Genomic DNA, 10,395 nt, shown 5'->3' on the forward strand with positions numbered 1-10,395 from the left:
CGGTCGTGGGTGCGACCCCCCGGGCGGTGGCCCGGGGGGTCGTACCGGAAGCGGACGGGTCAGATCTCGATCTCGGTGAGGACGGCGCCGCCGGGGCGGCCCGCCGTCTCCTTGACCGGCTCGACGGCCGGACCGGCCGGCGCCCCGGCGGCCTCCGCCGCCGGGCGGCTCTTGATGAACAGGGCGGAGACACCGCCGAGCAGCACCACGGCGGTGCCGATCCAGAGCGCCGGGGCCAGGCCGTCGGTGAAGCTCTGGGCGCTGCCGTAGCCGCCCTCGGCGGTGAAGATCGAGGCCAGCACGGCGATGCCGAAGACGCCGCCGAGCTCGCGGATCGCGTTGTTGGCGCCGGAGGCGATGCCCTCCTCGGCGCGGCCGACCGAGCCGAGCACCAGGTTGGCGACCGGGCCGTAGTAGAGGCCCATGCCGAGGCCGTTGGCGATGAAGCCGGGGATCAGCACGGCGTAGGACGCGGTCGGGGTGACCACCATGGCCAGGTAGAGGATGCCGGCGGCCTGGAGGAAGAGGCCGGCCGCGACGATCGGCTTGCCGCCGATCCTGTCGGACAGGATGCCGCTGGCCGGGGCGGCGAGCAGGGTCATGCCGGTCCAGGTGAGCATCTTGACGCCGGCGCCGAGCGGGGAGGCGCCCTGCACGGTCTGCAGGTACTGGGTGATCAGGAAGATCACGCCGAACATGCCGAAGTACATGAAGAGCGACGCCAGGTTGGCCGCCGTGAAGGTGGCGCTGCGGAAGAAGCGCGGCGGCAGCATCGGGGTGGGCGTGCGCGCCTCCCACCAGACGAAGGCGGCGAAGAACAGCACGCCGGCGACCAGGCTGGCGACGATCTGGCCGTCGGTCCAGCCGCGCTCGCCGGCCCGGACCATGCCGAGCACCAGGCCGAGCATGCCGAGCCCGGCGAGCAGGGTGCCGACCAGGTCGAGCTTGGTGCTCGGGCCGTGGCTCTCGGTGAGCCAGCCCGGGATGAGCGCCAGCAGGACGATGCCGATCGGCACGTTGATCCAGAAGATCCAGGACCAGGAGAGGTTGTTCAGCACCAGGCCGCCCGCCAGCGGGCCGAGTGCGACGGCCAGGCCGCCGATGCCGCCCCAGGCGCCGAGCGCGGCACCGCGCTTCTCGGGCGGGAAGGCGGCGGAGAGCAGGGTCAGGGTGAGCGGCAGCACGATGGCCGCGCCGAGGCCCTGGATGACCCGGGCGGTGATCAGCGTCTCGATGCTGTCGGAGAGCGCGGCGAGCGCGGAGGAACCGGTGAAGATCGCCAGTCCGACCGCGAAGAGGCGCTTACGGCCGAACCGGTCCGCGACCGCCGAAGCGATCATCAGAAAGACCGCGAAGGTCAGGGTGTAGCCGTTGACCGTCCATTCCAGGCCTTCGACGTCCGTGTGCAGTTCCTCGCGGATGCTCGGCAGCGCCGTGGTGACGATCAGGTTGTCCAACGAGGCCATGAACAAGGCGATCCCGACCACGATCGCGGTCCGGACGGGATGCCCGCGGGTCGCCGAATCAGCCGAGAGAGTTACACGTTCGGACATGACGTCCCCTCAGGAGGTACGCGCCTCGCACAAGGGGGGCGCGCTGAGATTAATTAACTTGGAAACCGTTCGGTTCGGCAATCTAGCCGTATGATGGTTTCCATGTCAATCAAACAATCGGCGTCACTCCCCCTGGGCTCCGCCCCGCCGGAGGCCGACGAGGCCGGCTTCCAGGCCTGGATGACCGTGGTCCACGCGTTCTCGCTGGTCTCCAAGACCCTCGACCGCGAGCTGATCGACGCCCACGGGGTCTCGCTGGCCTGGTTCGAGGTCCTGGCCCGGCTGCACCGGCGGCCGGAGGGGCGACTGCGGATGCAGGAGCTCTCCCAGTCCCTGGTGGTCTCCAAGGCCAGCGTCACCAAGCTGATCGACCGGATGGAACTGGCCGGCCTGGTCCGCCGGCAGACCGCCACCGACGACCGCCGGGTGACCTACGCGGTGATCACCGACACCGGCCGGATCACCCTCGCCGCGGCCCTGCCCACCCAGATCGGCAACATCCGCCGGCATTTCGCGCAGTTCCTCTCCGAGGAGGAGCTGAACACGCTGCGCGCGCTGCTGGAGAAGGTGGTGTCCGGCCAGGCGACCCTGGGCGGGCAGTCCGGCTGACGGCTCACTTGGGTGGCTGCAGGGCGTCCCGGTCCAGGTCGTGACCCTCCACCCAGAGCCGGCCGGCCCCGGACAGCAGCGCCCGCCGGTCGTCCTCCGGCGTCCCCGGCCGGGTCGGCAGCAGCGCCGTGACGGCGCTCCGCCCGGCACGGACCGCCGGATGCCGGCGGGCCAGGGCGGCGAGCCCCTGTCCGGGGCCGGCCTCGACCAGCAGGTGGTCCCCGTCGGCCAGCAGCCTGTTCAGCGCCGGACCGAACAGCACCGGGCCCGCCAACTGCCCCGCCCAGAAGGAGGGATCGGCGACCTGCTCGGCGGTCAGCGGACCGCCGCCGGCCGCCGAGTGGACCGGGATCGAGGGCAGGTTGCGGCGCACCGCGGCGAACGAGGGCGTGGAGGCCGCCGCGTACGGGGCGAGCGCCGGGCTGTGGAAGGCCTTGTGGGACTTGGCCGGACGGCAGGTGACACCGTCCGCCTCCAGCGCCCCGGCCACCTTCGCCAGCTCCGCGTCCGGCCCGGCCAGCAGGCACTGGCGCGAGCCGTTGACCGCGCCCACCACCACGTCGCCGAACAGGTACGGCGCCAGCCGGTCCGGCGCCGCCGCGACCGCCAGCATCCCGCCGGGCGGCGCGTCCGCCACCAGCTCCACCCGCTCGCGCACCAGCCGCACCGCGTCCGGCAGGGTGAACACCCCGGCCAGGGTCGCCGCCACCATCTCGCCGATGCTGTGCCCGAGCAGCGCGTGCGGCCGTACGCCCCAGCTCATGACGAGCCTGCCCATCGCGTAGCCGACCGCGAACAGCAGCGGCTGGGAGTACTCGGTCGCGTCGACCGGGTCGCCGGAGAGCCAGACGTCGCGCACCCGCTCGCCGTCGGCCAGCAGGAGCAGCACCGCGTCGACGGCGGCGGTGAACACCGGCTCGTGGCCGTACAGCCCGGCGCCCATCCGCGGATACTGCGAGCCCTGGCCGGGGAAGAGCAGCGCGACGCCCCGGCGCTCGGTCACGGTGCCGCGCAGCACCGGGCCCCCGGTCCGCAGCGCCGCCACCGCCTCCTCCCTGGAGGAGGCCACCAGGCAGCCGCGGACCGGCTCGACCGGCTGCCGGAAGAGCTGCGGCATCGGCACGCACCCGCGTTCCTCGGCCGACTCCAGCGCCCTCAGCGCCTCGTCGCGCATCCGCTCCTCGGTCTCCGCGTCCTGCGCCGACCAGGCGTGCAGGTACGGCCCGACGCCGGGGCTGCGGCTGAGCCGCTCGCCCGGGGGCATCAGCAGCACCGCCCGGCCGTCGGTGGGCTCGGGACCGGGCCGCAGCACCGCGTCGGCCGGCCACACGCCCCAGCCGAACAGCGGACGCAGGTCGCTGATGGCGGAGACCGGCTCGCCCTCGGGGACGGCCGGCGGCCAGGAGCAGGCGCGCAGCAGGCCGAGCACCCGCTCGCCCTCGGCCAGCGCCTCCACGGAGCGGCGCAGCACCACGGCGGAGACGGCCCCGGACCGCGGCTCGTGCAGGCCGACCGCGACCACGGTGTCCGCCTCGCCGCGCTCCAGCGCCCGGCAGGCGGCGAACAGCGCGGCCCGGGAGTCGGCGACCGCCTCCACCGGGTACGGCCCGGCCGGGTCCGCCGCGAACGGGCCGGCCACCACGAAGCGGGTGCGGACCGGCAGCCGCTCGGGCCCGACGCCGAGCCAGGCCAGCAGCAGCCCGGCCCACCCGGGCGCGGCGAGCGCGTCGGCGGCCGCCTCCAACCTGACCATGCCCCTGACAATCGCGCAGTCCTGCTCGACCATGACACCGCCCCACCCTCGAAGTCCACCGGGCCTGACGACGGCCCCGGGCGGTCGACCCTGTCATCCGCCTCTCCAGGTCCGCTGGAACTCCACTGGAGACACCCCGCCACCAGCGGTCCTCCAGTCCGGTTCGAGGGCAGATCGAGCCGCCCGGCGCAGGGTGGGAGGCGGCTGCTGCCCGTCAACCGGCCGGGCGGCCCGGCCAGTTCGAGCAGCGGAGGACGCATGAGGTACGAGGACGTGTACGTAGCGGCGACCGGCAGCGCGCTGCCGCCGGAGGTGCCGGTGGAGGAGGCGCTGGCCGCCGGGCTGGTCGACCGGCGCACCGCCGTCTCGACCGGTGTCCGGGCGGTCACCGTCGCCGGACCGGGCGACTCCCCGCCGGAGCTCGCCGCGCGCGCCGCCGCCGACGCGCTGGCGCGCAGCGGCCACACGCCCGCGGAGGTGCAGCTGCTGCTGCACGCCACCGTCTGGTACCAGGGCCACGACCTCTGGCCGCCGGCCTCGTACGTGCAGCGGGTGGCGATCGGCAACCAGTGCCCGGCCGTCGAGGTCCGGCAGATGTCCAACGGGGGCATGGCCGCGCTGGAGCTCGCCGCCGCCTTCCTCGGCTCCCCCGCCGGGCAGCACGGCGCCGCCGCGGTGCTCACCGCCGCCGACCGGTTCGCCGGGCAGCACTTCGACCGCTGGCGCAGCGACCCCGGCACGGTCTACGGGGACGGCGGCTCGGCGCTGGTGCTCAGCCGCCGGGGCGGCTTCGCCCGGCTGCGCAGCCTGGTGACCGTCTCCGACCCGGAGCTGGAGGGCATGCACCGGGGCGACGACCCGTTCGGAACCGGCCTCGGGGGGCTGCGCTCCCCGATCGACCTGGACCCGCTGAAGCGGCAGTTCCTGGCCACCGCCGGCAAGTCCTTCGTGCTGGCCCGGACCATGGCCGGCCAGGACACCGCGCTCAAGCAGGCGCTGGCCGAGGCCGACGCCGGCCTCGACGACATCACCACCCTGGTCCTGCCGCACTTCGGCCGGCGCCGGCTGCAGGCGGTCTTCCTGGAACGCCTGGGCATCGACATCGCCCGCACCACCTGGGAGTTCGGCAGCGGCGTGGGCCACCTCGGCGCGGCCGACCAGTTCGCCGGGCTGGACCACCTGGCCGCCACCGGGCGGCTCCGGCCGGGCGACCGGTGCCTGGTGATGGGCGTGGGGGCGGGGTTCACCTGGTCCTGCGCGGTGCTGGAGATCGAGCACCGGCCGGCCTGGCTCGACTGACCGGGACCGGACCGGACCGACGCGGACGAGGGAGGGACCGCCCCACCGGGGGCGGTCCCTCCCTCGTCCGGTCCCGCTCAGTCCTCGACCGTGGCCACCGCGCGGGTCCAGCCGGCGCCGGCCCGGGCGATCTTCACCGGGAAGCAGGTCAGCGTGAACCCCGACGGCCGGGGCAGCGCGTCCAGCCCGCCCAACCGCTCGATCTGGCAGTACTCGCGCTCCCGCCCGGCGAAGTGCGCGGGCCAGAGCACCGAGCGGTCGCCGGTCTCCCGGTAGCGGCGGATGATGTCCGAGAACGGCGCGTCCAGGCTGAACGCGTCCGTCCCGATCACCTTGACGCCGAAGTCCAGCAGGAAGTCCACCGCCGAGCCGTCCAGCCCGGTGAACTCGGTGAAGTACCGCTGGGTGCCGACCCAGGCGGAGGCGCCGGTGTGGATCAGCGCGATGTCCAGCGGCTGCGGCCGGTAGCCGATCCGGGCCAGCTCCTCGGCCAGCACGTCGGCGCCCACCGCGCCGGTCCCGGCGCCGCGCACGTCCAGGACGAAGGCCGGACGCTGGAACCAGTCGAGCGGCATCTCGTCGATCGTCCGCGGCGGGCCGCCGTGCCCGGTCCGGGTGCCGTAGTGCGAGGGGGCGTCGACGTGGGTGCCGATGTGGGTGCTGACGGTCAGGATGTCCTGGTTGAGGAACTCCCCGTCCGGCAGGACCGCCGGGTCGAGGTCGACCCCGAACTGCTCGCGCATCCCGTCGGTCATGTAGACGGCCGCCTCGGCCGGCGTCATGACCTTGTGCTCCATCGGTTCCGCCTCCCAGAAGTCGGCGTCGATGGGCGAGGACAGGTCGATCAGTCGCATGCTCTCGTCTCCCGCAGGGTTGTCGGTCGGTTCACGCGGTCGCGGTGGTCAGCGGACGCGCTTGCGCAGCTCGGTCCGGTCCACCTTGGTGTTGGCCAGCCGGGGCAGCTCGTCCAGCGCCTCCACCCGGTGCAGCCGCTGGTGCGGCTCCACCAGGGCGTTGACCCGCTCGCGCAGCCCGTCCAGCAGCTCCGCCAGGGCCCGCGGGCCGGCCGGGCGGTGCGCCGGGCGCAGCACCACGAAGGCCACCGGCACCAGCCCGCCGTCCTGCGGGGCGTCCACCACCGCGCACTCGGCGACCTCGGGCTCCTCGGCCAGGAAGCACTCGATCTGGCCGGGGGCGACCAGGACGCCGCCGGTGGTGAAGACGTCCCGGACCCGGTCGAGGAAGAACAGGCTGCCCTCCTCGTCCAGGTAGCCGACGTCGCCGGTGGAGAGCCAGCCCTCGGCGTCCACGGCCTCCTCGGGCTGCGGCACCAGGTAGCCCGTCATCACGTTCGGGCCCTGCACCTGGATCTCGCCGATCGCGCGCGGGGCCACCGGGAGCCGGGACTCCAGGCCGACGATCCGCAGCCGGCTGCCGGGCAGCGGGCGGCCCACCGAGCCGGGCCGGGGTGCCGAGAGCAGGTCCGAGGCGGCCAGCGAGGAGGTCTCGCACATGCCGTAGCCCTGGAGCATCGGGACGCCGAACTGCCGGTCCAGCGCGCGCAGGACGGTCGGGCGCAGCGGGAAGCCGCCGGACGCCACCATCCGTACGGTGCGCAGCTCCAGTTCGCCGAGCCGGGGGTGGCCGGAGAGCTGGATCAGCCGGAACGGCAGGGTGTAGAAGTGCGTGGCCCGGTACTCGTCGGCGTGCCCCACCGAGTCCACCACGTCCCCGCCGGAGAGCACATGGGTGGCGCCCACGTGGGTCGAGGCGTTCATGTGCATCGGGTGGTAGAGCGGCAGCCCGTTGAGCACCACCGAGCCGGCGTCCTGCTCGTGCGCGGTGGAGAGCTGCACGGCGCCGGTCAGCAGGTTGCGGTGGCTGAGCCGCACCGGCTTGGGCTTGCGGGTCGAGCCGCTGGTGAACAGGACGCAGGCGGTGGCCTCGCCCTCGCTCGGCACCGGTACCGGGCCGGACGCGTCGGCGGCCAGGAGGTCCAGGACCGACGGGACGCCGTCCTGGGCGGGGCCGATCAACAGCACGTGCTCAAGGTCGGGCAGCCGGTCGCGCAGCGGCGCCAGCCGCTGGTACACCTCCGGCGTGACCACGGCGGCCCGGGCCCGGGACAGGCTGAGCGCGTGCTCCAGCATCTCGGCGCTGTACATGTGGTTGGCCGGGTTGACCACGTTGCCGCTGCGGATGATGCCGTAGTACAGCGCCGGGAACTCGGGGACCAATGCCATCGAGAGCAGGACGAGCGCCCCGTCCGACCCGAGCAGCCCGGCCAGGCCGCGGGCGTAGGCGTCGGCCTGGCGGTCGAGTTCGGCGAAGGTGACCCGCCCGGCACCGGGGACGATCACGGCCGGGTGGTCGCCGAACCGCTCGGCGGCCCGGGTGAGCAGCCCGTCCACGCTGCCGCCGGGGACCGGCGGGAGCTCGGCGCCGTGGCTGAGGAACGGCTCGGTGGTCGGGTCGGTCACAGGTTCTCCCCGGGGGTGGCGTGGGCGCGGGCGTGGCGGAGCGTGGTGAGGCTGTTGGTGCCGAGCGCGTTGCGGACGGCGGCCCGGGCCTCGGCGTACGTGGTGTCCGGCCCGAAGGCGGCGGCCAGCGCGGCCGGGTCGAGCACCACCGAGTGGCGCGAGGAGACGCGGACGCCGCCCTCCACCGGGGTGAACAGCCACTGCCCGGTGTGCGCCGTCATCACCGGCGGCAGGCCGGTCTGCTTGTAGACGATGCGGTCCGGGAAGCAGAGCCGGACGGACTTGGTGGTGTGCGTGGAGCCGTCGGCCGCGAGGGTGTCCATCTCCATGGTCTGGACGCCGTCCTCGTCCTCGCCGAGGTCCAGCCGGGTCACGTGCGGCAGCCGCTGCGGCCACAGGTCCGCGCGGTGCAGGAACGCGTAGACCTCGGCCGGGTCGGCGCCCGGCATCTCCTCGGTGTCCTCGAAGGTGAAGGACAGCTCACCGGCGGTGTCGCCGAGTTCGGCGGCGGCCCGGAGGGCGGCCAGCTCGGCGGTGGAGTTCCGGTCGCAGGCCTCCTCGATCCAGCGGACGGCCTGCTGGTCGTTCTCGTCGACGGCCCGCCAGAAGTGGTCGAGCTCGACCAGGGTGGATCCGTCGGCCTGCTCGGTGAGCCGCCAGGCGCCGCCCATCGCGGCCACCGGGCTGCTGGAGCGCTCCTGCCGGAAGACCACGCCGAGCCCGGCCGGGTCGAGCCGGCGGTGCGAGGTCCAGTTCCGCACCTCGCCGTTGGCGAAGGCCCAGAGCCGGATCCGCTCCTGGCCGTCGACCAGTTCGAGCTGCTCGGCGTGCACGGTCGGCCCGAAGACCTGGGGCCAGGCGGTGACGTCGGCGACCAGGTCGTAGACGGCCTTGGCGGGTGCCGCCACGGTGATCGAGTGCGTGACCTCGTGGGTGGCGCCGGTCGCGGGCAGGCCGGCGTCGGCGGTGTTCTCTGCCATGGGTACTTCCCCCTCGTGGATCGTGCCGGTCGATGGTGCGGGCCGGTCAGTAGTTGCCGAGGCCGCCGCAGACGTTGATCGCCTGCGCCGTGACGGAGGCGGCCAGGTCGGTGGTCAGGTAGCCGACCAGGCCGGCCACCTCCTCCGGCGTGGTGTAGCGGCCCAGCGGGATGCGCGCCTCGAAGCGCCGCAGGACGTCCTCGGGGGTGGTGTCCCAGACGGCGGCGTAGCCCTTGCGGACCTCCTCGGCCATCGGCGTCTCGACGAAGCCCGGGCAGACGGCGTTGACGGTGATCCCGGTCTTGGCCAGCTCCAGGCCGAGCGCCTTGGAGAGGCCGACCACGCCGTGCTTGGACGCGGAGTACGGCGCGGCCAGCACCACGCCCTGCTTGCCGCCGGTGGAGGCGATGTTGATGATCCGGCCGCGGTCCAGCTCGCGCATCCGGCCGGTGGTGAGCACCTCGCGGGTCATCCGGAAGGTGCCGTTGAGGTTGGTGTCGATCACGGCCTCCCAGAGCTCGTCGGCGAGCTCCGCCGTGGTGCCGCCGCCGCCCCGGCCGGCGCTGTTGACCAGCACCTCGACCGGACCGAACCGCTCCACCGCGGCGGCGGTGAACTCGCCGGCGCTCCGTACGTCGCGGACGTCCAGCCGGGCGCCGCCGGCCTGGACGCCCTCGCCCACGAGCTCCTTGACGGTGGCCTCGACCACCGCCTCGTCGCGCGCGCCGATGAACACCCGGTACCCCGCCGCGCCGAGGTGCCGGGCCACCGCCAGGCCGATCCCGCTGGTGCCGCCGGTGACCACCGCGCTGCCGCGGTTCCGCTCCCCGCCCATTGCCACTCCGTCCGTCCGTTTCCGTGTCCGGCCCCGCGAACGGGCCGGCGCGGTCTCGATGCTCACGGGCGCCCCTCAAGGCCCGCTGGAGCCGGGCTGGACCCCCGCACCGCGTCCAGCCCGGCTCCAGCGGACCTCCAGCGGCGCCGGACAGGCTCGACGGGCGCCGGAGCTCCCGTTCCGGGGACAGACCCGAGGAGACGTCAGATGACCGCACTGTTCGACACCGCGACGACCACCGGGGCCGTCGACACCGCGCTCCACCTGGAGATCCAGCACTTCTACGCCCGCCACATGCAGGCCGTGGACCTGGGCGACGTCGCCGCCTGGGCGGCCGGCTTCACCGAGGACGGCGTCTTCTCCACCAACGCCTTCCCGGAGCCGGTGGTCGGCCGAGCGGCGATCGAGGCCGCCACCGCGGCGGGCGAGGAGGCCCGCAGGCCGACCGGGGTGATCCGCCGGCACGTGCTGACCACGCTGGCCGTGGAGCCGGCCGAGGACGGCTCGGTGCGCACCCGCTCCTATGTGATGGTGCTGGAGACCCTGCCGAAGTCGCGCACCGGGATCTACTGCAGCACCCTCTGCGAGGACGTCCTGGTCCGCGGTGAGCACGGCGGCTGGCTGGTCCGCAGCCGGCACATCCTGCGCGACGACCTGATCGCGCGCGACTGAACCCGCCCGCCGTCCGCCCCCGTCGGCCTCGCCGGCGGGGGCGGCGGGCTGTCGGCACGCCGTCGGTGCGGCTTCGGCTTCGGCTTCGGCTTCGGCTTCGGCTTCGGCGGATCTTCGGCGGACGGTCCGCCCGCTCCGCGCCCGGCAACGGGAGAAGCGCCCGGACCTGGGGTCCCCCCCCCACCCCCCGCAACCCCCACCACCCGTTGATCGC

9 protein-coding genes are annotated in these 10,395 nt (G+C 74.2%); 3 read left to right on the forward strand and 6 right to left on the reverse strand.

All coding sequences use genetic code 11. The features are described from left to right. Positions 1-59: 59 nt before the first annotated feature. The gene (locus ABTX81_RS26840) at positions 60-1,553 is read right to left on the reverse strand and encodes an MFS transporter (RefSeq protein WP_350550317.1); all 1,494 of its coding nucleotides are present in this window, start codon (positions 1,551-1,553) and stop codon (positions 60-62) included. Between the two features lie 102 nt (positions 1,554-1,655). On the opposite strand from ABTX81_RS26840, the gene ABTX81_RS26845 reads away from it, so the two are divergent. Further along, the gene (locus tag ABTX81_RS26845) at positions 1,656-2,162 is read left to right on the forward strand and encodes a MarR family winged helix-turn-helix transcriptional regulator (RefSeq protein WP_350550320.1); all 507 of its coding nucleotides are present in this window, start codon (positions 1,656-1,658) and stop codon (positions 2,160-2,162) included. A gap of 4 nt (positions 2,163-2,166) precedes the next feature. Here ABTX81_RS26845 and ABTX81_RS26850 read toward each other — a convergent pair whose 3' ends face one another. Further along, positions 2,167-3,915, reverse strand: a complete 1,749-nt coding sequence (locus ABTX81_RS26850) for an acyltransferase domain-containing protein (RefSeq protein ID WP_350550322.1) — start codon at positions 3,913-3,915, stop codon at positions 2,167-2,169. 258 nt (positions 3,916-4,173) lie between these two features. On the opposite strand from ABTX81_RS26850, the gene ABTX81_RS26855 reads away from it, so the two are divergent. Continuing rightward, a complete protein-coding gene (locus tag ABTX81_RS26855) occupies positions 4,174-5,214 on the forward strand; it encodes a ketoacyl-ACP synthase III family protein (protein ID WP_350550324.1) in 1,041 nt (346 codons plus the stop codon). A gap of 77 nt (positions 5,215-5,291) precedes the next feature. Here the strand turns inward: ABTX81_RS26855 and ABTX81_RS26860 are convergent, their stop codons facing one another. Genes ABTX81_RS26860 through ABTX81_RS26875 form a run of 4 tightly spaced genes read right to left on the reverse strand, consistent with a single transcriptional unit; the run spans position 5,292 to position 9,509 of the window. Then, on the reverse strand, positions 5,292-6,068 hold the full coding sequence (locus ABTX81_RS26860; RefSeq protein ID WP_350550327.1) for a cyclase family protein: 777 nt from the start codon (positions 6,066-6,068) through the stop codon (positions 5,292-5,294). 48 nt (positions 6,069-6,116) lie between these two features. Further along, positions 6,117-7,694, reverse strand: a complete 1,578-nt coding sequence (locus ABTX81_RS26865) for a class I adenylate-forming enzyme family protein (protein ID WP_350550330.1) — start codon at positions 7,692-7,694, stop codon at positions 6,117-6,119. Then, entirely contained in the window at positions 7,691-8,674 is a 984-nt protein-coding gene (locus tag ABTX81_RS26870) for an aromatase/cyclase (RefSeq protein WP_350550332.1), read from the reverse strand. The genes ABTX81_RS26865 and ABTX81_RS26870 overlap by 4 nt, the downstream gene beginning before the upstream one ends. 46 nt (positions 8,675-8,720) lie before the next feature. Further along, positions 8,721-9,509, reverse strand: coding sequence for an SDR family NAD(P)-dependent oxidoreductase (locus ABTX81_RS26875; protein ID WP_350550334.1), 789 nt, complete (start codon positions 9,507-9,509; stop codon positions 8,721-8,723). Between the two features lie 207 nt (positions 9,510-9,716). Between ABTX81_RS26875 and ABTX81_RS26880 the strand changes: the two genes are divergently transcribed. Next, on the forward strand, positions 9,717-10,181 hold the full coding sequence (locus ABTX81_RS26880) for a nuclear transport factor 2 family protein (RefSeq protein ID WP_350550336.1): 465 nt from the start codon (positions 9,717-9,719) through the stop codon (positions 10,179-10,181). The last annotated feature ends 214 nt before the right edge of the window (positions 10,182-10,395 follow it).

Origin of the sequence: Kitasatospora sp. NPDC097605, assembly GCF_040302725.1 — a bacterium.
Lineage (GTDB): Bacteria > Actinomycetota > Actinomycetes > Streptomycetales > Streptomycetaceae > Kitasatospora.

Coding starts and splice junctions, on each gene's coding strand:
- ABTX81_RS26840 (WP_350550317.1), bottom strand. CDS start 1,553: ATGTCCGAACGTGTAACTCTCTCGGCTGATTCGGCGACCCGCGGGCAT.
- ABTX81_RS26845 (WP_350550320.1), top strand. CDS start 1,656: ATGTCAATCAAACAATCGGCGTCACTCCCCCTGGGCTCCGCCCCGCCG.
- ABTX81_RS26850 (WP_350550322.1), bottom strand. CDS start 3,915: ATGGTCAGGTTGGAGGCGGCCGCCGACGCGCTCGCCGCGCCCGGGTGG.
- ABTX81_RS26855 (WP_350550324.1), top strand. CDS start 4,174: ATGAGGTACGAGGACGTGTACGTAGCGGCGACCGGCAGCGCGCTGCCG.
- ABTX81_RS26860 (WP_350550327.1), bottom strand. CDS start 6,068: ATGCGACTGATCGACCTGTCCTCGCCCATCGACGCCGACTTCTGGGAG.
- ABTX81_RS26870 (WP_350550332.1), bottom strand. CDS start 8,674: ATGGCAGAGAACACCGCCGACGCCGGCCTGCCCGCGACCGGCGCCACC.
- ABTX81_RS26875 (WP_350550334.1), bottom strand. CDS start 9,509: ATGGGCGGGGAGCGGAACCGCGGCAGCGCGGTGGTCACCGGCGGCACC.
- ABTX81_RS26880 (WP_350550336.1), top strand. CDS start 9,717: ATGACCGCACTGTTCGACACCGCGACGACCACCGGGGCCGTCGACACC.